This is a genomic window from Novosphingobium sp. BF6, assembly GCF_058273105.1.
The window spans coordinates 662,880-683,706 of the sequence record NZ_CM177776.1 but is presented as its reverse complement, the minus strand read 5'-3'; the positions used below and the strand labels follow the sequence as shown (position 1 = coordinate 683,706).

The 20,827-nt window shown below is 61.4% G+C and carries 25 protein-coding genes and 2 pseudogenes; 16 read left to right on the top strand and 11 right to left on the bottom strand.

All coding sequences use genetic code 11. The features are described 5' to 3' along the window. Nucleotides 1-1,194, bottom strand: a complete 1,194-nt coding sequence (locus AC4D6D_RS18415; RefSeq protein WP_491328482.1) for a zinc-dependent alcohol dehydrogenase — start codon at nucleotides 1,192-1,194, stop codon at nucleotides 1-3. Beyond that, on the bottom strand, nucleotides 1,194-1,787 hold the full coding sequence (locus tag AC4D6D_RS18410; protein ID WP_491328481.1) for an SRPBCC family protein: 594 nt from the start codon (nucleotides 1,785-1,787) through the stop codon (nucleotides 1,194-1,196). Before AC4D6D_RS18410 ends, AC4D6D_RS18415 begins: the two co-directional genes overlap by 1 nt. A 245-nt stretch (nucleotides 1,788-2,032) precedes the next feature. Here AC4D6D_RS18410 and AC4D6D_RS18405 point away from each other — a divergent pair, with 245 nt between their 5' ends. Continuing rightward, entirely contained in the window at nucleotides 2,033-2,629 is a 597-nt protein-coding gene (locus AC4D6D_RS18405; protein ID WP_491328480.1) for a CinA family protein, read from the top strand. Between the two features lie 52 nt (nucleotides 2,630-2,681). Here the strand turns inward: AC4D6D_RS18405 and AC4D6D_RS18400 are convergent, their stop codons facing one another. Both AC4D6D_RS18400 and AC4D6D_RS18395 read right to left on the bottom strand, forming a co-directional pair. Then, nucleotides 2,682-3,194, bottom strand: coding sequence for a hemerythrin domain-containing protein (locus AC4D6D_RS18400; RefSeq protein ID WP_491328479.1), 513 nt, complete (start codon nucleotides 3,192-3,194; stop codon nucleotides 2,682-2,684). 154 nt (nucleotides 3,195-3,348) lie between these two features. Continuing rightward, nucleotides 3,349-3,672 (bottom strand): hypothetical protein, encoded by a 324-nt coding sequence (locus tag AC4D6D_RS18395; protein ID WP_491328478.1) that lies wholly within the window; start codon nucleotides 3,670-3,672, stop codon nucleotides 3,349-3,351. Between the two features lie 74 nt (nucleotides 3,673-3,746). Between AC4D6D_RS18395 and AC4D6D_RS18390 the strand changes: the two genes are divergently transcribed. After that, nucleotides 3,747-4,103 carry a hypothetical protein gene (locus AC4D6D_RS18390; RefSeq protein WP_491328477.1) on the top strand — a complete coding sequence of 119 codons (357 nt, stop codon included), beginning with the start codon at nucleotides 3,747-3,749 and terminating at the stop codon, nucleotides 4,101-4,103. A 16-nt stretch (nucleotides 4,104-4,119) separates the two neighbouring features. Here the strand turns inward: AC4D6D_RS18390 and AC4D6D_RS18385 are convergent, their stop codons facing one another. Then, nucleotides 4,120-4,416 carry a plasmid stabilization protein gene (locus tag AC4D6D_RS18385; protein WP_491328476.1) on the bottom strand — a complete coding sequence of 99 codons (297 nt, stop codon included), beginning with the start codon at nucleotides 4,414-4,416 and terminating at the stop codon, nucleotides 4,120-4,122. 147 nt (nucleotides 4,417-4,563) lie between these two features. Here AC4D6D_RS18385 and AC4D6D_RS18380 point away from each other — a divergent pair. Then, a pseudogene (locus AC4D6D_RS18380) lies at nucleotides 4,564-4,677 on the top strand (DUF3072 domain-containing protein); the annotation flags it as partial. A gap of 52 nt (nucleotides 4,678-4,729) precedes the next feature. On the opposite strand, the gene AC4D6D_RS18375 reads toward AC4D6D_RS18380, so the two are convergent. The 4 genes and pseudogenes from AC4D6D_RS18375 to tnpA all read right to left on the bottom strand — a co-directional run bounded on the left by AC4D6D_RS18375 (nucleotide 4,730) and on the right by tnpA (nucleotide 7,771). Beyond that, nucleotides 4,730-5,206, bottom strand: a complete 477-nt coding sequence (locus AC4D6D_RS18375; protein ID WP_491327023.1) for a HEAT repeat domain-containing protein — start codon at nucleotides 5,204-5,206, stop codon at nucleotides 4,730-4,732. A 53-nt stretch (nucleotides 5,207-5,259) separates the two neighbouring features. Beyond that, the gene (gene tnpC / locus AC4D6D_RS18370; protein ID WP_491327216.1) at nucleotides 5,260-6,834 is read right to left on the bottom strand and encodes an IS66 family transposase; all 1,575 of its coding nucleotides are present in this window, start codon (nucleotides 6,832-6,834) and stop codon (nucleotides 5,260-5,262) included. A gap of 129 nt (nucleotides 6,835-6,963) precedes the next feature. Beyond that, nucleotides 6,964-7,316, bottom strand: a pseudogene (tnpB, locus tag AC4D6D_RS18365) (IS66 family insertion sequence element accessory protein TnpB). After that, nucleotides 7,313-7,771, bottom strand: coding sequence for an IS66-like element accessory protein TnpA (tnpA, locus tag AC4D6D_RS18360; RefSeq protein WP_491327024.1), 459 nt, complete (start codon nucleotides 7,769-7,771; stop codon nucleotides 7,313-7,315). Before tnpA ends, tnpB begins: the two are co-directional and overlap by 4 nt. A gap of 46 nt (nucleotides 7,772-7,817) precedes the next feature. Between tnpA and AC4D6D_RS18355 the strand changes: the two genes are divergently transcribed. After that, nucleotides 7,818-7,994 (top strand): DUF3072 domain-containing protein, encoded by a 177-nt coding sequence (locus AC4D6D_RS18355; protein ID WP_491328764.1) that lies wholly within the window; start codon nucleotides 7,818-7,820, stop codon nucleotides 7,992-7,994. 9 nt (nucleotides 7,995-8,003) lie between these two features. Here the strand turns inward: AC4D6D_RS18355 and AC4D6D_RS18350 are convergent, their stop codons facing one another. Together AC4D6D_RS18350 and AC4D6D_RS18345 are read right to left on the bottom strand one after the other, a co-directional pair. Continuing rightward, complete coding sequence (locus AC4D6D_RS18350) at nucleotides 8,004-8,987, bottom strand: sensor histidine kinase (protein ID WP_491328475.1); 984 nt, start codon at nucleotides 8,985-8,987, stop codon at nucleotides 8,004-8,006. 370 nt (nucleotides 8,988-9,357) lie between these two features. After that, nucleotides 9,358-10,098: a LysR family transcriptional regulator gene (locus tag AC4D6D_RS18345; protein WP_491328474.1), complete on the bottom strand. Its 741-nt coding sequence runs from the start codon at nucleotides 10,096-10,098 to the stop codon at nucleotides 9,358-9,360. A 209-nt stretch (nucleotides 10,099-10,307) separates the two neighbouring features. Between AC4D6D_RS18345 and AC4D6D_RS18340 the strand changes: the two genes are divergently transcribed. The 12 genes from AC4D6D_RS18340 (at nucleotide 10,308) to AC4D6D_RS18285 (ending at nucleotide 20,781) form a co-directional block, all read left to right on the top strand. Beyond that, the gene (locus tag AC4D6D_RS18340) at nucleotides 10,308-11,327 is read left to right on the top strand and encodes an SDR family oxidoreductase (protein WP_491328473.1); all 1,020 of its coding nucleotides are present in this window, start codon (nucleotides 10,308-10,310) and stop codon (nucleotides 11,325-11,327) included. A 530-nt stretch (nucleotides 11,328-11,857) separates the two neighbouring features. After that, on the top strand, nucleotides 11,858-12,418 hold the full coding sequence (locus AC4D6D_RS18335; RefSeq protein ID WP_491328472.1) for a sigma-70 family RNA polymerase sigma factor: 561 nt from the start codon (nucleotides 11,858-11,860) through the stop codon (nucleotides 12,416-12,418). Then, complete coding sequence (locus AC4D6D_RS18330; RefSeq protein ID WP_491328471.1) at nucleotides 12,411-13,127, top strand: anti-sigma factor; 717 nt, start codon at nucleotides 12,411-12,413, stop codon at nucleotides 13,125-13,127. The genes AC4D6D_RS18335 and AC4D6D_RS18330 overlap by 8 nt, the downstream gene beginning before the upstream one ends. A 77-nt stretch (nucleotides 13,128-13,204) precedes the next feature. Continuing rightward, complete coding sequence (locus AC4D6D_RS18325; protein ID WP_491328470.1) at nucleotides 13,205-13,774, top strand: fasciclin domain-containing protein; 570 nt, start codon at nucleotides 13,205-13,207, stop codon at nucleotides 13,772-13,774. 452 nt (nucleotides 13,775-14,226) lie between these two features. Then, the gene (locus AC4D6D_RS18320) at nucleotides 14,227-14,556 is read left to right on the top strand and encodes an ArsR/SmtB family transcription factor (protein WP_491327849.1); all 330 of its coding nucleotides are present in this window, start codon (nucleotides 14,227-14,229) and stop codon (nucleotides 14,554-14,556) included. A 10-nt stretch (nucleotides 14,557-14,566) separates the two neighbouring features. Beyond that, nucleotides 14,567-14,980 carry an arsenate reductase (glutaredoxin) gene (gene arsC, locus AC4D6D_RS18315; RefSeq protein WP_491327850.1) on the top strand — a complete coding sequence of 138 codons (414 nt, stop codon included), beginning with the start codon at nucleotides 14,567-14,569 and terminating at the stop codon, nucleotides 14,978-14,980. Next, complete coding sequence (locus AC4D6D_RS18310; RefSeq protein ID WP_491327851.1) at nucleotides 14,977-15,513, top strand: GNAT family N-acetyltransferase; 537 nt, start codon at nucleotides 14,977-14,979, stop codon at nucleotides 15,511-15,513. Before arsC ends, AC4D6D_RS18310 begins: the two co-directional genes overlap by 4 nt. 5 nt (nucleotides 15,514-15,518) lie before the next feature. Further along, nucleotides 15,519-16,547 carry an ACR3 family arsenite efflux transporter gene (gene arsB / locus AC4D6D_RS18305; RefSeq protein ID WP_491328469.1) on the top strand — a complete coding sequence of 343 codons (1,029 nt, stop codon included), beginning with the start codon at nucleotides 15,519-15,521 and terminating at the stop codon, nucleotides 16,545-16,547. Continuing rightward, nucleotides 16,544-17,290, top strand: a complete 747-nt coding sequence (gene arsH / locus AC4D6D_RS18300; RefSeq protein WP_491328468.1) for an arsenical resistance protein ArsH — start codon at nucleotides 16,544-16,546, stop codon at nucleotides 17,288-17,290. The genes arsB and arsH overlap by 4 nt, the downstream gene beginning before the upstream one ends. Before the next feature lie 1,162 nt (nucleotides 17,291-18,452). Then, on the top strand, nucleotides 18,453-18,929 hold the full coding sequence (locus tag AC4D6D_RS18295; RefSeq protein WP_491328467.1) for a hypothetical protein: 477 nt from the start codon (nucleotides 18,453-18,455) through the stop codon (nucleotides 18,927-18,929). A gap of 17 nt (nucleotides 18,930-18,946) precedes the next feature. Continuing rightward, nucleotides 18,947-19,888 (top strand): MvdC/MvdD family ATP grasp protein, encoded by a 942-nt coding sequence (locus AC4D6D_RS18290; protein ID WP_491328466.1) that lies wholly within the window; start codon nucleotides 18,947-18,949, stop codon nucleotides 19,886-19,888. Then, the gene (locus tag AC4D6D_RS18285; protein ID WP_491328465.1) at nucleotides 19,885-20,781 is read left to right on the top strand and encodes a hypothetical protein; all 897 of its coding nucleotides are present in this window, start codon (nucleotides 19,885-19,887) and stop codon (nucleotides 20,779-20,781) included. The genes AC4D6D_RS18290 and AC4D6D_RS18285 overlap by 4 nt, the downstream gene beginning before the upstream one ends. The last annotated feature ends 46 nt before the right edge of the window (nucleotides 20,782-20,827 follow it).

The following is a 20,827-nucleotide window of genomic DNA, read 5'->3' as shown; positions in this document are numbered from 1 at the left end:
TCAGGCAGCCTTGGCCAGATCCATGCCGGGTTTCAGCACGATCTTGGTCACCTCGTTCTGCTTGTCATGGAACAACTTGTAGCCTTCGGGTGCCTGTTCGAGCGGCATCCGGTGGCTGATGAGGAAGGTCGTATCGATCTTCCCTTCCATGATCGCATTGAGGAGGGCGGGCATGTAATGCTGGACGCTGGTCTGGCCGGTCTTGAGGGTTAGGCCCTTTTCCATGAAGGCGCCGAGCGGAAACTTGTCGACGAAACCGCCATAGACCGCCGGCATCGAGACGCGACCGCCCTTGCGGCACGCAAGGATAGCCTGTCGGATCGAATGGGTGCGATCGGTGCCGGTGAAGGTCGAGACTTTGATCTGGTCCCAGATATTATCGCCGAAGAAGCCATGCGCCTCGAGGCCGACAGCATCGATGCAGGCGTCGGGACCGATCCCGCCGGTCATCTCCATCAGCGCCTCGTAAGTCTTCGTCTCTTCGAAGTTGATCGTCTCAGCGCCGAACTTCTTCGCCAGTTCAAGCCGGTGCGGGAAGTGGTCGATGGCAATCACCCGTTCTGCGCCCATCAGGAAGGCCGACTGAACGGAGAACAACCCGACAGGACCGCATCCCCAGACGGCGACCGTGTCTCCGGGCTCGATCTGCGCGAACTCGGCGGCTTGCCACCCGGTCGGCAGAATGTCGGACAGGAACAGCACCTTGTCGTCCTCGACGCCGTCGGGGATGACGATCGGGCCGACATCACTGAAGGGCACGCGGACATATTCGGCTTGGCCGCCCGCATAGCCGCCGGTCATGTGGCTGTAGCCGAACAGGCCCGACATCGGCTGGCCGTAGAGGGTCTGCGCGATGTCCTGATTATCGGCGGGAAGTCCGTTGTCGCACGCCGAATATTGATGCTTCGAGCAGTGGAAGCATGAGCCGCAGGCGATCGTGAAGGGCACGACCACACGCTGACCCTTCTTGAGAGTCGACTTGGCGCCGACCTCGACGACCTCGCCCATGAACTCGTGGCCGAGGATGTCACCGGCCTGCATGGTCGGGATATAGCCGTCGTAGAGGTGAAGGTCGGAACCGCATATCGCGGTCGAGGTGATCTTGATGATCGCATCGCGCGCATTGATAATTTCAGGATCGTCGACGGTATCGACGCGAACGTCATGCTTGCCGTGCCAGGTGAGCGCGCGCATCAGTTCTTCTCCTCTTCGAGCTGTCTGGCGGTGCGCGCTGCGGTCGCGACCTCGCCAGTTTCCATGAGTTGCTTGAACCGCCGCAGGTCGCGGCGTGCCTGGATCGCCGGCTCGCGCTGGAACATCTTGGCGATCACCTTGCCGATGATGCCGGCTGGTGGATCGTAGAGGATGGTGGCCGAGACCCAGGTGCCGCGGCCGCCGGGCGCATCGCGGAAATCGATCCGGCCGCTGTTGGGGACGTCGGCGCCTTCTTCAGAAGCCCAGGCGATCAACTTGCCTGGAATCTCCTCGGTGATCGCCGCGTCCCATTCCACCGTTCGGCCGCCGGGCGCCTTTACAATCCAGTGCGAGCGCTTGCCATCGAGCGCCTCGACCGAGACGACATTGTCCATGAAGCTCGGCAGGTTGGAGAAGTCCCGCCAATAGTCGAACAGATCCTGGCGCGGACGATTGATGGTGACGGTCTTTCCCGACAGGGCGTCGCCCTTGGCCTCGACCAGCGTATCTCCCGCGGCTTTGGCGCGATCGCGATCCTTGGATGTGGTCAAAGGGGCATCATCGCGCCCCGTGCGGTCACGCACGTTGCCCATGTCTCAGCACTCCGGTTTCGATGATCGGTACAATGTCAAAACCGCGCGAGCGTTCCTCAGATGCTCGACGAGTGACCGATCTATGCGGCAAATTGTGAGTTAGTGACCGCGACACGCCAGCAGGATTGATCTGGGTTAAACCAAGTCATCCTGACGCGCGGACGAGACTGATCATGATGATCTGGTCGAAATGCTCATGTGATTCTCGCATTGATTGGCTGAGACGATAGCGCGCATCCCAATCAATGGGACCACTGGAACTGCGCCCGCACGCCGCCGTTTCAATCGTCAAAGCCAATGAAAGAACCCCGATGGGAGCCTCATCCACTGGCATCGCCGAGACACTCGGACCGATCCTTCCGCCCGAGATCATTCGAGCCGCTGCCGCACTGCTTGAGAAGGCGAGCGCCGCGAAGCTGAGCATTGCAACGGCCGAGAGCTGCACCGGCGGAATGCTGAGCGCGCTCCTAACCGACATCGAAGGCGAGAGCCACGCATTCGAACGCGGGTTCGTCGCCTATAGTGATCGAGCCAAGTGCGAACTGCTGGGCATCGCCGACGCTACAATCGAGCGGTGCGGCGCAGTGAGCAGCGAGGTCGCAGAGGCAATGGCGGTAAGCGCGCTCACTCAGTCAAGTGCCGATGTCACGATGGCTATAACTGGCTTCGCCGGACCTGGAGCGCCGGACGAGGAACCAGGGCTCGTTCACTTCGCCTGTGCGCGTCTCGGCTATCCGGTTGCGCATGAAGAGCATCATTTTGGCGACATCGGTCGCGGCCCGACCCGCATCGCATGCCTGGCTGTTGCGATCGCCATGCTTGATAGGGCGATCGGCGGATGAAGGAAGTCCGGCGGTGGTAGGAAACCACCGCCGACACGCGACTGTTAGCAGATCAGGCAGCGACCAGATTGACTGCGGTCGGTTTCGCCACGGGAAGGCCGCCTGCTTTGGCCTGGGAGAGCAACTCTTCCTTGCGGGCGGCCATCTGGTCACGCAGCGCGATCAGATCGACATCGGTCTTTCGGCACTGCGCGAACATACCCTCTTTCTGCATCTCCTCCTCATGGACGTGATGCTTGATCTCTTCTGACAGCACTTTCACCTTGGCGTCGTAGTAATCGTCCTTTGGGCTACCGGCTTCGATGTCATTGATCAGCACCTTGGCACCGTCATGCTCGACATAGGCCTCGTCGAGCGTATCATCCTCGATCTGGCCCCGAAACGCTGGATAGAAAATTTCCTCTTCGATGAGGGTGTGGATTTTGAGTTCGGTGCAGATCGCGCGCGCGAGGCTCTGCTTGCGGCTTGCGGCGGTCGCCGCTTCATATTGCTCGAACAGTGTCTCGACCTTGCGGTGATCGGCTTTCAGAAGAGCAATGGCGTCGGTGAATTCGGGATTGGGCATGTCATCCTCCGGCAAACTAGGCTGACGATAAAATTATGGATCTCCCTCCGTAGTTCCCCGCAAACGACTCGCAACAGAAGAGGGCCCATTTCGCCCCGATCAAGGTTGATGAGCCGGCTTAAATTGCGCGATCATCGACCCGGGGTATCTGCGTTCAAGCGGATATCTGCTTGGCCTTGCCTTCCGCCCAACGCTTGCCGGCGTCCCCACCCCAGAGAAGCCAAGCGACAAATCCGGGCGATGGATCGCTGTCGGAATTCCACTTGTGATTTTTTGTGTCCTTGTCGACGGCGTGGCGCGCGAAGAAGCTGTGCATCGATTTCACATCGGCCTCGCTCAGGTCACGCCGCTCAGCTAGCTGGTGCGCGCGATCGACACCGACCTGCGTGCCGCCCCGGTCAAACTTCTCGCGCAGGCGCAGGCCGCGCCTTGCCGCTGATGCCATTCTCAGGTTGGGCTTGAATGTCTTTGCGGTCATCACCTTCTCTCCTGTCCAGTTGGGAACGCCGTCGACGCGGGAAGGGTTTCGCCAGAGCATAGGTGGAAGTGAGCATGGCGAACGAACGATCATCGCCGGCCAAGGCAGGACACCATCCCGTCACACCTGACGGACGCTATTTCGTCGTGCGCGGTCGGCTTTGGCGCATGTCCGACCCATCGCTCGAACCGGACAGGCGCGATCGGCTGGTCAGGCAATTGATGGCGGCCCGGCGCGCGGTCGCGCAGGCCAGAAGGGCCGGCGACATGGCGAACGAGGATGCAGCCCACGCCGATGTCGACGTAGCAAAACGCGCCCTGGGCGAGCGTGGTCCGGTCTGGTGGAGCGACGGTGCGCCCGATCTCAACCGCCACGTGGCGCGCACGGGTCCATATGCCGATTGGTATGCCGGCCTGAAGTCTGACGAGTAAAGCGATCGCGAAAACCCTAGCCGCGCGCTTGCCTGCGGCGCGTTTCCCAGCCTTTCTTTGCGGCGGCCGACCGTTTCTCATGGCTCTGGGACGAACCGCTCTTGCGACCACCCTTGCGCGACGCGCTGTGGTTCTCGGGCTTGCCGCGGCCCGATCCGGATTTGTTGCCGCCACCGGATTCCTTGTTCACCGTCGCCCACGCACGGCGTTCGGCTTCCTTCTTGCCGACACCGCGGTCCTCATAGCCTTCCTCGATATGCTCGGCCTTGCGCTTCTGCTTGTCCGTGTAGCTCGACTTGTCGCCCTGCGGCATCGCTGGTCTCCTGAACACTGGCCCCCGCATTCTCGAGAACGACCAATCCGCAAATTTGCTTCCTCGCTTCGTCGCGGATACCGGCACGGGAACCGACGGTCCATGTCTCCGTTCTGAAACAGAACAATATGGGAACACGAGATCGCCATGACCGAACAGCTGCACAATCCCAAGCTCGACGAGCATCCCGGCTCGAACACCGAAAAGAATCCCGAAGACTGGGTGTCCGGCGACGATCCGATGACCGGGGCGCAGGTAAGCGTCCGCCCGGGAGCGTTGGCGGCAGAAAACGATCCGTTGCGGACATCTACAACTAAGCGGTTTGAGTGCCTTTTTCGCAGGCCAACAAGGCGTTCAGGACAAGCTGATCGAGCCACACATCATCCGATGGCTCAGTCCAAGGTCGGAGCACCTCCACCAGAACGGGATCAGCGATCAACTCGGCGGCCTCGAACACGGGCATGGTCGCCTGTTCGCCCGATAGTGCTTTCAGAACGAATGGCAGCGCCAGCTTCCGATCGCGCTTTGCAAGACCGAGTAGCGCCTCAGCTCTTACGACGTCATTTTCATCGTTGACGGCTGACAACAGTGCCTCCCGGATTTCGGGCGTATCGGCTTCTTCTGATGCCAAAAGCATCGTCGCCCAGTCACGGTTAGAGAGGTCACCGTCTTGCGTCATCGCGACTAGCTGCCGCATGTTCGCGTCGGCGAAGGCTGTGCCGGAAAGCGGCACCTCCTCAGCGATCACCGCCTTCAGAAAGTCAGAAGTGGGCTCGTAGCGGTCGTTCATCAGCCCAAGCTATCACCAACGCCGAACGACAGCTAGCCACCCAAAATGCGCGTTCACGCCTGCGGGGTGGCCCAGTTCCAAGGCAACAGTTCCTCGATCCGGTTGATGGGATGGCCCTTGCCGATGCGGTCAAGCACGTCGGCAAGCCATTCCTGCGGATTAACGCCGTTAAGCTTGGCCGTTTCGAGCAGTGAATACATGGCGGCGGCGCGCTCACCTCCACAGTCGGCGCCAGCGAACATCCAATTCTTGCGGCCAACGGCTATGCCTCTGAGAGCATTCTCTGCCGGATTGTTGTCGATCTCGAGCCTACCGTCATCGGTGTAGGTGAGCAGCTGCGGCTTCAGCTTCACGGCATAGCGCAGCGCCTCGGCCAGCGGTGACCGGGCCGATGCCCTGGACAGCACATCGTCAGCCCACGCGAAGAAATCCAGCGCCTTGAGCTTCGATAGCTTCCGAGCCTTGCGGCGGAAATCTGCGGGTTCGCGCACGATCTGCCGCTCGACGTCGTAAAGCTCGCCGATCATCTGCAGCCCATCGAGCGCAGCCGAGTTCGGGTCTGCTTTGTAGACATCGTTCAGCTTGCGCCGGGCATGGGCCCAGCACGCAACGGGCGTGATCGGCGCGGGCTGGCGGTCACTCGCATAGAGGCGCTCGAAACCAGCATAGGCATCGGCCTGCAGGAAGCCTGCAAAGGTCTTGAGATGCTCGCGCGGTCGCTCGCCCTTGCGATCGGGGCTGTAGCGGAACAACGCCGCTGGTTTATCAAGATGGCTCCATCGTCGGTTATCGCGAAGGTAGACCCATAGTCGCCCGGTTGCCGTCTTCCCGGTCCCCGGCGCCAGCACGGGAACGGGTGTATCGTCGGCGTGGAGCTTCACGCTGGCCATGACGTGATCGGTGATCCGATCGATCAGCGGTTGTAGCAGCCAGCTCGCCTGGCCCAGCCAGTCCGCCATCGTCGAGCGGCTGATCTCGACACCCTCTCGCGCATAGATTTGCGATTGGCGGTACAAGGGCAGGTGATCAGCGAACTTGGAGACGATGACGTGGGCCAGCAAGCCGGGACCAGCACGGCCGCGCGGCACGGGAAGCGCCGGGGCCGGTGCCTGGCTGATTGCATCGCAGCGGTTGCAGGACAGCTTCGGCCGGACATGACGGACGACGCGGAAGCGGCCGGGTACATATTCCAGCACTTCGGTCACGTCTTCGCCGAGCTTGCCCATCCTGCCTCCACAGGCGGAGCAGCCGCCGGCATCCGGCGCTGCGTGCATGACCTCGTCGCGAGGAAGATGATCGGGCAGCGGAGCACGGCGAGGCTTGCGAGGGGCAGGCTTGACCGGGAAATCTTCGGGCACATGCCCCTCGATCACACACTCGGCATGGGCATGCTCGGCCTCGAGATCCTCCAGCGTCAGTTCGAGTTGATCGGCTTGGAGGGCAAGGCGCTCCGAAGACTGACCGAACTTCATGCGCCTGAGGCGTGCCAGCTGGACCTTGAACTTCTCGATCTGCAGCGCCGTCAGCTTGATCGAGTTTTGAGCAGTCTGAAGCTTCTCGCGGGTCTCGTCATGGGCCGCCCGTTCGGCTTCCAGCGCCTGCTCCGAAACGGCCAGACGTGCGCGCATCGCCTCCGCAAAAGCGTGCAGTTCTGCGGGATCGGTAGGGAGTTCGAGATCGTCGGAAGACACGCTTCCCGTTAGCAGAATCCAGCCTTCCGCCCAAGCAGAAACCCCGGAAATGCGGCGATTATCGCGTCAAATCTGGAGCGGCGCGCGGGGTGGTTCAGGGGCGACGGTGCGCCGCCAGTCCATTGCTTCGATCAGCAACGCGAACTGCGCCGGCGTCAGTACGACACCACCCTCGATAAGCGGTGGCCAGACGAAACGGCTGCGTTCCAGGCGCTTGGCGAACAGGCAAAGCCCAGTGCCATCCCAATGCAGTGCCTTAAGGTAGTTGCCGCTCTTGCTGCGGAAAGGAAGACATGCCCGCCGTAAGGCTCGACCGCGAACAGTGGGCGGACCAATGCCGCCAGCCCATCGAAGCCGAGCCGCATGCTGACCGGCTTGCTTGCCAGATAAACCTTCGTTCCAGGCGCCAGCGAAATCACGATACGTCCCGGAATGCGCGCAGCACGCGGGCCAGCGCCTTCTCGTTGACGTAACTGTCCACCGACAGGCGAACGCCGCTGGGCAGGTCTATGTCTATCGCGCCGGGGCGGGCACCGGGATGTGGGCGGATCAGTTCCTCCGGCGCTGGCGGTATCGGCGACGGAACGGGTCGCGGCACCTTCTGGGGCTCGGGCACCGCCGGCGCGGCCGCAGCCTCCGTCGTTATGATTGCTCCGTAGGGAATGAACTCAAGCGCTTCACTTGCGATGGCCGCTGCTTGGCGGCGAGCCGAGCGCCAGTTATAGATCAGGCTCTCGGCAATCTCATGGCGCTCAGCAACCTGGCGGACCGATACGCCGTCTTCATCCGCCTCCGCGAGGATCGCCGCCTTCTCGACATCCGAAAACTTCCTGCGCCGTTCGGTGCGCGCGATGATCTCCACCCGATCCTTCACTTGGCCTCCTTCTGGAGTCCAGAAAGAGACTCCTTAGCGGAGGTCCATCAGCGCCAACGCCGAATGCGGCAACACACCGGAGGGCGGACGCTTACGGGCGCAGGGCTCCTATCTGACGACACTGTGCGAGGAGGCGGGCGAAGCGCCGCCGCCTGCCGATCTCAGCAAGGCCGAGGCATCAAAGCGCATCGACGCGCTCAAGGCGAAGCTCGGGCTCGACTGACAGCGGTGGTCAGTTGGCGAGCTGGTCGCGCGCGAGGCAGATCGTCACGACCCGTTCGCCGTCCTGCCACGCCTGTTCGATCGTACCACCGAGCCCACGCAGCGCCGCGTGCATCAGCTCTGTCCCGAACCCCCGATCGCCATTGTCTTCGCTTCCACCGCGTTCGCGCCACGCAATGGTGACGTTCGCTTCCATTGTAGAGATGTCGACCACGAGCCGACCGTCGAGATTGGAGAGAGCACCATATTTGACGGCGTTGGTGGCGAGTTCGTGCAGTAGCAGCGCGAGTGAGGTCGAAGCACGCGCGCCCACAGGTGCATCGCACTGCGCGACGGTGACCTGACCATCGTCGCGATAGGGCTCCAGTACCGCACCGATAACCTCGCCCAGCGCCGCACCGGGCTGCGCTTCGCCCGGAAGCCCAAGGACGAGTTGCTGTGCGGCGCCGAGCGCCGTGATCCGGCTGCTCAGGTCGTCGGCAAAGTCATCGACTTCTTCGGCCCGTCGCCTGCCGACGCTGACGAGGCCCTGCACGATAGACAGCAGATTCTTGATGCGGTGATGCATCTCGCGGACCAGCAGCCGCTGGTCCTCGGCATGACGCAGGCGCTCGCCGATATCGCGCGCAATCTTAGACGCACCAATTATCTCGCCCGCGGCGTTGCGCACCGGCGAGATGGTGACTTCGATATGCACGGGCGCGCCATCACTGCGGCGGCGCACAGTCTCGAACCGGTCGATGCGTTCGCCGGCCCGCAGCTTGCTGATGATGTCGGCTTCTTCGTGGAGCCGGTCCTCAGGGATGATGAGCGTGATGGGCTGGCCGATCGCCTCTGCTGCGGTGAACCCGAACAGCTTTTCGGCCCCGGCGTTCCAGCTCGTGATGATGCCGTCGAGGGTTTTGCTGAGGATCGCGTCGCCGGAATTGTCGACCACCGAGGAAAGCCACAAACCAGCATCTAATTTGAGATCAAACATCGTCGAATGGCTCATGTCCCCTCGTTCCCGGGATGCCCGGTGGCCAAGTGAAAGACTCATGGTGACAGCCGACGTGCAGAGTCGCAGCGGCGGGCGTCGGGCGGACTGTAAAAATATCGGCGGATGACATCAACGCCTGTTGGGCTTCCGAGGTCGTGATTGGCCAACCATCCTGCTTGCTACGCTTAATCATATTGACGCCGAGGCGGGCCTCTCGCGATCGTCCGATTTTCCCTTAAGCCGACCTTCGAGATGGTGCTCACGAACGACAGCTTTGTCCCACCCCCGGTCTAAGCGGACGAGCCGGTCATGAGCGCGTCATTATCCCAATTGAGCGTCTTGGATGGGCGCATTTCGGCCTACACTTGCTAATCGCAGCAAAGTGTCAGGCTCGCGCGAGTTCCCGTTGGATGCGATCGCAGCACAAGTCGAAGGCCAGCCTTATCTGGGCCTCCTTTAGCCCGTCGGGGTGCGCGACGACATAAACATCGAGAGGGGGCAATTCGACGTGTGGGAACAGTCGGACAAGACCACCTGCAGATATGCGAGGCAACACGCCCACGCCCATTCCAGCCTGAACGGCGATCGCGAGGGCGTCGAACGAGGACAGCCGAAGCAGCCTGGAGGCAAAACCCAAGGCGCGAACTGCTCGCATGATCGGCATTTCACCCAATGGCGCGACAAGATCGATAAGTGCGGTTTCATGCACCTTCGCGTCGGATCCGAGGGTATCGGCGTAATCCTTGCTGGCATATAGCCCGAACGGAATTTGCGCGACCGTGCGGTATACCAGGGACGGTTCGCCCAAGTGCACCGTTCGTACGGCGATATCGGCAGCACCTTTGGCTATTTTAACGAGGCGCTGATCGGTCAACAGCTCCACCCCGCAACCTGGCATCGCGTCGCGTAGCTCCGCAATCACCTCCATCAGGATCGGCGTAAAGCCTTCACCTGCCGAGAGGGTGACAGTGCTGCCAACGCCTTCAACAGCCCCAGCATCGGCGACGAGCGTTCGCTCCATCGCTTCGGCGACCGCGACGAGTTGCCGGCCCCGGGCGGTCGGCCTGACACCTTCTGCGCCGCGTTGCAGCAGGGCTTGACCAAGGGCGCCTTCAAGCCGGTCCATCCGCCGGACAGGGAGGATGGCACCATGCCGGCAACCCGGCTCGCCTGAAGGAAGCTGCCTCGCCGAACCACTGCAAGAAAGAGGCGCAGATCGTCCCAATCCAGATCTGGCTTTGCATCCATGGAAAGCTGATTTGCACAGCTGAGCGTTCTACGCAAACCCCTCGGTAGCTAGATCGCGCGTCCCAACCTTAATCGAGGACGCCGACCATGCCGACCGCATTCGTTACCGGAGCAACAGGATTGCTGGGGAGCAACCTTGTCCGCACCCTGCTTGAGCAAGGCTATCACGTGAGAGCACTCGCCCGATCTCCCGAAAAGGCGCTCCGGCAATTCGCCTCGGAAAGGGAGATAGCGGGACTGACGATCGTTGAAGGCGACATGGCCCAGGTCGACCAGTTCGTATCAGCGCTTCACGGTTGCGATGTTGTTTTTCATACCGCTGCTTACTTTCGCGAAAGCTACGGTGGCGGCAAGCATTGGGCCCAACTCAAGGCGATCAACGTGGGTGGCACGAGGTACTTGCTCGAAGCCGCCTACCAGGCCGGCGTGCGGCGGTTTGTGCATACAAGCTCGATTGCAGTGCTGGATGGTCCGCGAGGCGCCCTGATCGACGAGACGATGATCCGCGACGAAGCCGATGCAGACGACTACTATCGCAGCAAGATCCTTTCCGATCGTGTGGTGGCGGAGGCACTCGATCGCCACCCGGACCTTTTCGCCTGCTTCGTTTTGCCGGGTTGGATGCACGGTCCTGGCGACTTGGGCCCAACGTCGGCGGGACGGTTCACCCTCGACTATTTGCGCGGTCGCTTGCCGGGCATAGCGCCGGGCAATTTCGCGTTCGTCGATGCCCGCGATGTGGCGTTCGCCCTTGTGCAAGCGGCCGACAAGGGACGGCGCGGCGAGCGCTATCTTGCGGCTGGCCGACATGTTGCAATGCGTGATCTCATGCACTGTTACGCTGAGGTTACCGGCATCCCGGCGCCGAAACGCGCGATACCCGTTGCCCTGTTATGGTTCATCGCCGGATTCCAAGAGTTGTCGGCCAGACTGACGGGCAAACCTGCCCTGATGAGCCTGGCGACGGTGCGGCTCATGCTGCGCGAGGCCGAACGCACCCGGTTCGATCACCGCAAGTCGGAGCGTGACCTCGGTCTGTCATTTCGGCCGATCCGCGAAACCATTGCCGAGGAAGTGGAGTGGTTTCGCAGCCAAGGAAATGCCTGACTGTTGACCAGTTGCACGAGAGTTTCCCGGCAAGGGTGGCGGGAAGCTCTCCGCCGCGCGGATTTGTCGACTTACGAGCGATACCCTGTCCATCATCTTTCAGATTGATAGCAGGGCGACGCTGCCGAGCGGCTCCAAACATCGCTCTCAGGATTCTCAGGATAATGTGGAGATTGCCGAATGCCGGATAGGACAGGAAGCCGAACGTCGGCTTCTCGGATCGGCAAAGTGATCGCCGAACGTCTCTCGTGGGCGCGTAGCTTCCCAAGTCCCCTGCCCGGCCCCCCATCAAAGCGCCGACAGAGCGGACACTCGAGGCCACGTCCGACCATCCTGAAAGCCGCCCTGCGTCAACCGAAGTGTGAGCGAACGTGAACGACCTGCATTGGTGATCTCAACGGAGGTTTTCAATGACCGGAAAGGGCGCAGAGAAGGCCATGAAAGATTGGCGGCTCGAACTTTGCCTCGTCGTTGGAGCGCCAGACAACAGCCATGATTGAACCCTTGCGGCAGCGTGTTACCTTGCAGGGGTGAAAGATGCAGATGCCCAGCGTCAGAAACTGATCGCCGCCTTGGCGCGGGTCGCCTCGCGTGACCGCGCTGCGCTTCGGGAGATCTATGAGATGACCTCGGCGAAGCTTTTTGGGATCTGCCTGCGTATCTCCGCCGATCGGGACGCGGCGGAGGACATTTTGCAGGACGTGTATATCAAGGTGTGGAACCGGGCCGGCCGGTTTGATTCCGGGAGAGCCAGCCCGATCACCTGGCTATGCGCGATTGCCCGCAATGCCGCGATCGATTGGCGCCGTTCCTCGCTCCGGCCCGGCACGGTGCCCGAAGACGCCGCCAGCACCGTGCCCGACAGCGCCCTCCCGGCCGACCGGGCGATAGAGCAGGAGCAGGTCCGCGCCCGCCTCCTCTATTGCATCGATCAGCTGGAACGCGGCCATGGCGATGCAATTCGCGCGGCTTTCCTGGATGGCCTTACCTATGCAGAGCTTGCCGATCGCATGGCCGTGCCGCTGGGCACGATGAAAAGCTGGATACGGCGCGGGATGCAGCGGCTGAAGGAGTGCATCGGCGATGGCTGAAGTGCCGCTCTCCGCCGAAGAACGCGATGGTCTGGCCGCCGAACTGGCGCTTGGCGTGCTGGACGGGGAGGAGCGCGCCGCCGCCCTGCGCGCACTGATGGCCGATCCGGAATTCACGCCGGGACAGATCGAGGTCTGGCAGCGCCGGCTCGAGCCGCTCTATGACGAATACACGCCGGTTGCGCCTGCGGACAAGCTCTGGGCCGGCATCGCCGCGCGGATCGAACCTGCAAGCGCGCCGCAGGACGGGGCATTGCGGCAGCTTCGCATCTGGCGCGCGGGCGCCATGATTGCGGGCGTCGCGGCCGCCTCGCTGGCGCTGGTTCTGCTGTTCCGTCCCGTGCCTTCCTCCCCCCCGCTGCCGGGGCCCGCCGCGCCGGTGGCAATTGCGCAGATGACCGGTGCGGCGGACGGGCCGGTCGTGCTTGCGCGCTTCGATCCGGCGAGCGGCCGCCTTTCCCTGCGTGCCTCCGCCGTGAAGCCGGGGGCGCTTGCGCCGGAGCTATGGGTCATCCCCCCTGACGGAAAGCCGCGATCGCTGGGCCTGATCGCCGCCAACACCGATAGCCAGCTTCCGGTCGAAGCCCGCCTTCGCGCCTTCATGACCGAAGGCGCCACGCTGGCGGTAACGATGGAGCCTGTCGACGGTGCGCCGCATGCTGCGCCAAGTTCCGCTCCCGTCGCTTCCGGAAAAATATCGCTGATCTGACGCATCCGCAGGCCGCCCGCTTCCGTAGCTGTGATGCACGCCCGGCTTCGGGACGCGCGACATAGGAAGGAAGCCTGATGACAAGCCCTCTGACGAAGCTCTCCCTTTCCCTCGCAGGCGCGGCGCTGATTGCCGCGGGCGCGCCGATCGTGGCGGCAAGCATGGGAGCGAACCCGATGGTCGGCGGCGCCGCGATGTATCCGTCCAAGGATATCATCGACAATGCCGTCAACTCCAAGGACCACACCACGCTGGTCGCCGCCGTCAAAGCCGCAGGCCTGGTCGATACCCTGAAGGGAGCGGGACCGTTCACCGTCTTCGCCCCCACTAACGAAGCCTTTGCCAAGCTGCCGGCGGGCACCGTCGACACGCTGCTGATGCCGGAAAACAAGGCGACGCTTACCAAAGTGCTGACCTATCATGTCGTCCCCGGCCGCGTGACCGCCAAGGACATTGCCGCCAAGGCCAAGATGCACGGCGGCAAGGCCATGCTGACCACGGTAGAAGGCGAAAACCTGACCGCCTGGGAAAAGAACGGGGCTTGGTACCTCACCGATGCCAAGGGCGGCACATCGAAGATCACGATTCCCAACGTCATGCAGTCCAACGGCGTCATCCACGTCGTCGATACGGTGCTGATGCCGTAAGCACGCTCTGCCCCCGGAAGGTCGCGGAACCCGCCGGTCGCTTGCGATCGGCGGGTTTTGCTCGGCGGGGTGGGAGGGCCTCCGAGAATTGCTCGTAACAAGGCCTATCGTAACGCGGCCCGCAACCTTGAGTGAGCAATGTCCGCTTACGGGTTCACCTTGCCAGCTGGCGAACGACCGGGTTTAGGCGCGAGGCTGCCAAAGCCCCTGCCCTACCTTCCTTTCTGAAGCCGCCGACAGAGTTGCCGTTCAGCGCCTCCTGCGAGCGTCTCCGAAGCGGTCATTCGTTCACCGAGAGATCAGCCACGATGAACGGCTGGCAATGGGCCGATTCCGGACAAGCAGCTTCACGCGGCAGTCTCACCTGAGCTGTCATTGCTCCCAGCCACCTATGCATCGGGAATAATCGATATTTTATTGACGAAGTAGATCGTATCGGATAATTCCGATGAATGCGCAACGATGATGCACTCTCGATTCTCTCCGCTCTCGGCCATCCGACGCGGCTCGATGCGTTTCGTCTGTTGATCCGGCACGAACCTGAAGGCCTGTCGACCGGCGCACTGGTGGAGGCATCGGGGCTCACCCAGAGCACGTTCTCGACGCATCTGGCCGTGATGGCGAATGCAGGGCTGGTGCTTTCGGAGAAGCGCGGTCGCCAACAAATTCAGCGCGCCAACCTCGACGCGCTGCGGGGACTGATGGTCTATCTGGCCAAGGATTGTTGCCAGGGGCGCGCGGAACTGTGCGAGCCGCTTCTGGCCGAACTTACCTGCTGCTGAAGAGGCAACAATGACCGATATCGTGATCTACCATAACCCGCTTTGCGGGACCTCTCGTAATGCCCTGGCCATGATCCGCAATGCGGGCATCGAACCTCATGTTATCGAATACCTGAAGACGCCGCCAAGCCGTGCCCTGCTGGTGAAACTCATTGCGCGGGCCGGCATCACACCGCGCGCCCTGCTTCGCGAGAAGGGTACGCCTTATGTCGAACTGGGCCTCGGCGACGAGAGCTTGACGGACGAGGCCTTGATCGACGCGATGATGGAGCATCCCGTGCTCATCAACCGGCCGCTGGTCTTGTCGCCGCTGGGCGTGAAGCTCTGCCGGCCTTCCGAAGAAGTGCTGGGCCTCCTGCCCACCGAGCAGCGCGGCACTTTCGTCAAGGAAGACGGCGAAGTCGTGGAAGCGACCCGGCGATGACCCTTTCGGTTCGCCGGGCTACGGTCGACGACGCGGACGCCATTGCCGCCAGTTATGCGCATCACGTTCTTCACGGCACGGCGACCTACGAAGTGGTGCCGCCGACCGAGGACGAGACCGTCGAGAAGATCTTGACGGTGACCGGCCGGAGCGGGCCCTTCCTCGTCGCTTGCGACGCCGATCAAGTACTCGGCTATGCCTACGCCACGCAGTTCCGCGATCGACCGGCCTATGCGTACGCCTGCGAGAACAGCATCTACGTGGCGCATGATCGGCGCGGCGGCGGCATTGGCACGCTACTGCTCAATGCCTTGCTGCAGGCCGCTGAAGCCTATGGCTTCCGGCAGATGGTCGCCGTCATCGGCGGCGGTGAACCAGCCTCCGTCGCGCTGCACGGCTCCTGCGGTTTTGAGCAGGTCGGCCGCCTGACGGGCATGGGCTGGAAGGCCGGCCGCTGGCTCGACACGGTTTACATGCAGATCGCCTTGGGCGGAGGCACCGCGACCGCGCCTGTTGCTTCCGGGAAGGACTGACGACCATGTCGCTGTTCGAACGTCATCTCTCGCTGTGGGTCGCCCTGTGCATCGTGATCGGGATCGGTCTCGGCCATTTGCTCCCCGGTGCCTTCGAGGCGATCGCAGCGCTGGAGATCGCCAACGTCAACCTCGTGGTGGCGGGGCTGATCTGGCTGATGATCATTCCGATGCTGCTGCGGGTCGATTTCGGCGCGCTCCATAGCCTTCGGCAGCACTGGCGCGGTATCGGCGTCACCCTTGTGGTGAACTGGGCGATCAAGCCATTCTCGATGGCGCTGCTCGGCACGTTCTTTCTCGGCTATCTGTTCGCGCCGATGCTGCCTGAAGGTGCATCGTCGTCCTACATTGCCGGGCTGATCCTACTGGCTGCAGCGCCGTGCACAGCCATGGTCTTCGTCTGGTCCAACCTCGTCGAGGGCGAGCCGAACTACACCTTGAGCCAGGTGGCGCTGAACGACCTGATCATGGTCTTCGCCTTCGCTCCGCTCGTGGGCGTATTGCTCGGCGTGGCATCGATCACGGTGCCGTGGAGCACGTTGGCACTGTCGGTGGGCCTCTATATCGTCGCCCCAGTGGTCATCTCGCAACTGCTCCGCCGAGCCCTCCTTTGCGGGGGTGAGCAGCGCCTTCAGCATTTCCTGTCCGCCATCGGCCCGATCAGCCTTGCCAGCCTGCTGCTGACGCTGGTGCTGCTGTTCGGCTTCCAGGGCGAGCAGATCATTCGGCAGCCGCTGGTGATTGCGCTGATTGCCGTGCCGATCCTGTTTCAGGTCTATCTCAACGCCGGCATCGCCTATTGGCTCAGCCGCCGTTTCGGCGTGGCGTGGTGTGTCGCCGGCCCTTCGGCCCTGATCGGTGCCTCCAACTTCTTCGAACTGGCTGTGGCCGCCGCCATCAGCCTCTTTGGCCTCAGTTCCGGCGCCGCGCTGGCAACGGTCGTGGGCGTGCTGGTCGAAGTGCCGGTGATGCTGTCGATCGTCTCCTTGGTGAAGCGGACCCGCCCCTGGTACGAGAAAGGTATTTCCGCATGAGACTGCGCGAACTCGCCGCCCCCGATCATCTTCCTGCTTTGGACAAGGCTTTCGCGCTGGCGCGTCCCGCCAGCGGCCTTGGCCCGGATCAACCGGCACCGCGCATCCTGCTGCTCTATGGATCGCTGCGGGAGCGCTCATTCTCACGCCTCGCCGTGGAAGAGGCGGCGCGCCTGCTGCAGTTCTTCGGCGCCGAGACGAGGATCTTCGATCCTAGGGATCTGCCGCTGCCCGATCAGATAGCGGGAGACGACCACCCGGCCGTACATGAACTGCGTGAGCATGCGCTGTGGTCGGAAGGCATGGTCTGGTGCAGCCCGGAGCGGCACGGCGAGATCACCGGCATCATGAAGACGCAGATTGACCATCTGCCGCTCCAGATGCGCGGGATGCGGCCGACGCAAGGGCGAACGCTTGCAGTCATGCAGGTGTCCGGCGGCTCGCAATCGTTCAACGCCGTTAATTCGCTGCGTCTGCTGGGCCGGTGGATGCGGATGTTCACGATCCCCAACCAGTCCTCCGTGGCGATGGCCTACAAGGAGTTCGACGAAGACGACCGGATGCGGGCCTCGGGCTATTACGAGCGCATCGTCGATGTGATGGAGGAACTGGTGCGCTTCACCGTGCTGATGCGGCCGCACGCAGGGCAACTCGTTGACCGCTACTCCGAACGCAAGGAAGCTGGGCTCTCGGTAAATAATTCAGCGGACCACTCCGCAATTGCAATCACGCCTCAAACCTGATTGTCGGCCTGGTCCACGGAATGGCCGGTTCTGGATGCAAGCCGAATGAGGGTGAATGACTGGGTTGGGCGCGTACCTTGCCAAAGCCCCTGCCCCGCTGCCCAATCCAAAACCGCCGACTAAGCGGAATTAGAGCACCCCATTTGGGGCCCTTGAATACCGCCATCCGTTCACCGAGCCGTTGGCTCACCGCACTCTAAGCGTACCGGCCGAGAGCTCAGTTCTCCTGGTTTTATCGGGAGCGCTTCGATAGTCGCCCTTTGGGTCATCTGGAATCTTCCCTCCTCCGGACTCGTGACCGTGACGAAGTAGAGAAATCTGAAGCGATATTGGACCCCGTTGATCGCCAAGATTTGGCTGTCACCGTGAGGCTCTCCAGCATACATGAAGTTCTTGGAAGTCTTCGACTTCTGCGGTGGCATTGGTATTTGCATGAGGCTGCTTGTCACTGCCTCGACTGTCTTCGGCCATCCCAACGGCGCACCTCCCTCGATGCGGAGATGCAGCGCGCCATTCCGATCATGGAGACGAACTTTCGCTTCGTGTACGACACCTCCACCATTCTGGAAGTGACATTTGTGATCTTCTGGGTTTGTCCAACTTACGCCGATTTCAAGTGCCGCCGGCAGTTCTATGGCGGGCGTGCTGTGAGCATCTGCCCATACGGGAGCGGCGAGCGCTGCCGCTGTAATACCACCAAAAGTGACGATGGCCATACAACACCTAGCGCCCATGGACACGTTGACCCAATCGAAAATCGTCGTTCTCCTTAAAGTTAGGTACCGATCGCCGCAGCCCCACAGATTCTATTCTAGACGACTCTTCCCGGATAAATGCGTGCGGGCAACGCAAAGTCCGCGCGGCGCACCGATCTACCGCAGCCGCCGACAAAGCGGTCGTTCCTCGACCCAATTCGAATCATGCAAACCTGCCCTACGTTCATCTGCGAATGGGTTGGTCTGAATGGCTGGACAGAGATTTTGTGCTCCGTCCGCTTCGTTGCGCCGGAACAGGAAACTGGACATTCAGAAGCTCGAAGCAGAGCGTCACACTCCGCCATTCATTCATCGAGTACTAAGGCAACGGCTCGATAGCTTGGCCCGTTGTCTGTTATCCGAATGCATTTGAAATTACGAAAAATTATTGTTTCAGAGATTCTTTGGTGCAGAACGAACCTCCTGCCGTTAGGGAGGTCATTGGAAGCGGTAAGCACAGCCTTTTGGCTGCCATTATGATGGCAGCGCAATGTAAATTGATGCGGAGCATCGCTGGGGGGAAAATGCACATTGAGAAACTTGTTGCAGCACAGCCACTCTTGACCAAATTTGCCGTGGAACGTCAGCCGGTGCCAGCAATCGGGGGGCATTACTGCGATACACGACACGTGTGGGTTGAAGAAACTTCGAACGGTCTTCAACCGATGGTGCGAAGTGACGTGGCGACCGCTGGGATGGTGACAAAGACTTTGACAGTCCAAGAGCAGGATGATGACCATTTCATCACGATTCCTGAGCTCGTATCCAAAACAGAAGTGCAGCAGGAATCCGACGACGAGATAACTTCCTTTTCGCTCGCTGAGTTGGTGACGAAGACCTACCTCGAATTGGAATCGGACGACCAGGGGGTCGAACTCCTGTAACGCCGGAAACAAACTCAATGATACTTATCGCGACGAACAGCCGCGACATCACGGTCGACCTTATCGTGCTGGAATTGCAGCGCCGCCGCATTCCGTACTTCCGGCTTAACACCGAGTCGGCGGACCAGTTCACTTGGACGATCCCTGACGGCGATCCCAGCTCGCTGATCATACAGGATCTTAACACAACCATCAGGCTAAGCGAGGTCCGTGGCGCCTACTATCGCCGCCCCCTTCCTCCTCCTCCGAAACAGGAGTTGGGGCGAGCCGTTGCTGAGTACGTTTCCGCCGAATGGGCCTCGATCCTACGGACCCTCTGGAACGCGCTTGAGCCTCGCTGGCTTAATTCGCCATATGCTGTGCAACGCGCCGAAGACAAGCCACGCCAGCTAGCCGTGGCTCGGGCTAAAGGACTGATGATCCCACCAACCCTCGTAACCAACGACGACGCTGCAGCTCGCGCATTCGCGGCCGCGGGGGGAACTATCGGCAAGCCGCTTCGGCGTGCGCTTATCGAAGACCCCGATGGACCGGGGCGTGTGATGTTCACCAGTCGGATACATCAAGGTGATCTTGAGAGGGCCTCGGTCGCGCAGGCACCCGTGATCTTCCAGCGCGAGATCCGAAAGCGCTCAGACATCCGAGCAACCGTGGTCGATGAGCGGGTCTTCGCGGCTACAATCTTGTCGCAGGAGCACACCGAAACCGAGGTCGACTGGCGTCGCGGCGGGCGGCTCGAAGTAACGCACCGCGCATTCGAGCTGCCCACCGATGTCGCCGCCGCTTGCGTCGATGTCACCAGGGACCTCGGTTTACGATATGCTGCTATCGACCTGGTTGAGGATGTGAATGGTAAATTTTGGTTCCTAGAAGCCAACCCGAACGGGCAATGGGGGTGGATAGAGATGCGAACGGGACAGCCAATCGCGGCAGCAATCGTGGACGCTCTGAACCGATGAGGTATCTTCACTCGACTCTGGCCTTTATTTTCCCGTATGCTGTACCAGATACCGCACAACAGAAGGCGGACAACGAATCATTCTCCGCATCCACGGACGCGCTGATTGCCTCGGCTGACTGGAGTCGGGAAACCGGCATGGCTCTTGAGCAAGCCAATCGGATTATGGATGGAGAGCTCGAGCGTCGGAAAACCGCCGAAGCGAAGGCTACAACCTATCTTGCCGTGCTCGCGGCGCTCGTCCCAGTAACCCTAAGCGTCGAAGCAGCGGAATGGGAAAAGAAGGTTGGGCCGGCTCCTGAGTGGCTACGCCTCGTAATCCTAATCATCGCTGTAATCTACACCGCAGCTGCTGGCTGGCATGCATTTAGAACGCTCCAGGTTTCGGGCGTGAGCGTCATCGGCGTCCATGACCTGGCCAAGGCCTGGCAGACCCAAATGGGTCCGAAAAGATTAGCGCTGGCGACGGCCCGCCACATCAAGATGTCGCAAGAGCCGATCAACGCCAAGGTGACTTCGATCAAAGTCACGCACGCTCATCTGCTGCGTGCCTTTATTTTCTTCATTCTCCTTCTGCTGCTCGATCCTCTCGCCTATCAGGCACAGGCTCTCGGTCTTATCGCTAAATTCAAAAACGCGGACAAGTCGAAGCCGGAAAAGTCAGCCGATTGCGACACCACATGCCCCGCGCTCATCAGCTTGCGTCCTATTACTCCGGTGGCGGCAATCGTACAGCCAGTTCCCTCCCCTGCGTCAGTGGCCACAGTTCATCAAACACGGCCCCGTTCAAAGCTCCGGCATAGGACTCGCGGCACGATTCAATCCTGCAAACCAACAGACGCGGGGTTCCTACCTGAAGAAAGCAGCTTGGATCGCGTCGTTGGGGAGAATTAATTTCTGTTCATCTGGGCTAGTGGTACCTCTGTTTGTCGACTAGGTG

Bases quoted from the DNA above. Each gene is read 5' to 3' on its own strand.
- AC4D6D_RS18320 (WP_491327849.1), top strand. From the start codon at position 14,227: ATGCGCAACGATGATGCACTCTCGATTCTCTCCGCTCTCGGCCATCCG.
- tnpC (WP_491327216.1), bottom strand. From the start codon at position 6,834: ATGCGCGCACGTCTGGCCGTTTCGGAGCAGGCGCTGGAAGCCGAACGG.
- arsC (WP_491327850.1), top strand. From the start codon at position 14,567: ATGACCGATATCGTGATCTACCATAACCCGCTTTGCGGGACCTCTCGT.
- AC4D6D_RS18330 (WP_491328471.1), top strand. From the start codon at position 12,411: ATGGCTGAAGTGCCGCTCTCCGCCGAAGAACGCGATGGTCTGGCCGCC.
- AC4D6D_RS18385 (WP_491328476.1), bottom strand. From the start codon at position 4,416: ATGCCGCAGGGCGACAAGTCGAGCTACACGGACAAGCAGAAGCGCAAG.
- AC4D6D_RS18395 (WP_491328478.1), bottom strand. From the start codon at position 3,672: ATGACCGCAAAGACATTCAAGCCCAACCTGAGAATGGCATCAGCGGCA.
- AC4D6D_RS18285 (WP_491328465.1), top strand. From the start codon at position 19,885: ATGAGGTATCTTCACTCGACTCTGGCCTTTATTTTCCCGTATGCTGTA.
- AC4D6D_RS18325 (WP_491328470.1), top strand. From the start codon at position 13,205: ATGACAAGCCCTCTGACGAAGCTCTCCCTTTCCCTCGCAGGCGCGGCG.
- AC4D6D_RS18375 (WP_491327023.1), bottom strand. From the start codon at position 5,206: ATGAACGACCGCTACGAGCCCACTTCTGACTTTCTGAAGGCGGTGATC.
- AC4D6D_RS18400 (WP_491328479.1), bottom strand. From the start codon at position 3,194: ATGCCCAATCCCGAATTCACCGACGCCATTGCTCTTCTGAAAGCCGAT.
- AC4D6D_RS18345 (WP_491328474.1), bottom strand. From the start codon at position 10,098: ATGGACCGGCTTGAAGGCGCCCTTGGTCAAGCCCTGCTGCAACGCGGC.
- AC4D6D_RS18390 (WP_491328477.1), top strand. From the start codon at position 3,747: ATGGCGAACGAACGATCATCGCCGGCCAAGGCAGGACACCATCCCGTC.
- AC4D6D_RS18405 (WP_491328480.1), top strand. From the start codon at position 2,033: ATGGGACCACTGGAACTGCGCCCGCACGCCGCCGTTTCAATCGTCAAA.
- AC4D6D_RS18350 (WP_491328475.1), bottom strand. From the start codon at position 8,987: ATGAGCCATTCGACGATGTTTGATCTCAAATTAGATGCTGGTTTGTGG.
- AC4D6D_RS18410 (WP_491328481.1), bottom strand. From the start codon at position 1,787: ATGGGCAACGTGCGTGACCGCACGGGGCGCGATGATGCCCCTTTGACC.
- AC4D6D_RS18415 (WP_491328482.1), bottom strand. From the start codon at position 1,194: ATGCGCGCGCTCACCTGGCACGGCAAGCATGACGTTCGCGTCGATACC.
- arsB (WP_491328469.1), top strand. From the start codon at position 15,519: ATGTCGCTGTTCGAACGTCATCTCTCGCTGTGGGTCGCCCTGTGCATC.
- AC4D6D_RS18310 (WP_491327851.1), top strand. From the start codon at position 14,977: ATGACCCTTTCGGTTCGCCGGGCTACGGTCGACGACGCGGACGCCATT.
- AC4D6D_RS18290 (WP_491328466.1), top strand. From the start codon at position 18,947: ATGATACTTATCGCGACGAACAGCCGCGACATCACGGTCGACCTTATC.
- arsH (WP_491328468.1), top strand. From the start codon at position 16,544: ATGAGACTGCGCGAACTCGCCGCCCCCGATCATCTTCCTGCTTTGGAC.
- AC4D6D_RS18340 (WP_491328473.1), top strand. From the start codon at position 10,308: ATGCCGACCGCATTCGTTACCGGAGCAACAGGATTGCTGGGGAGCAAC.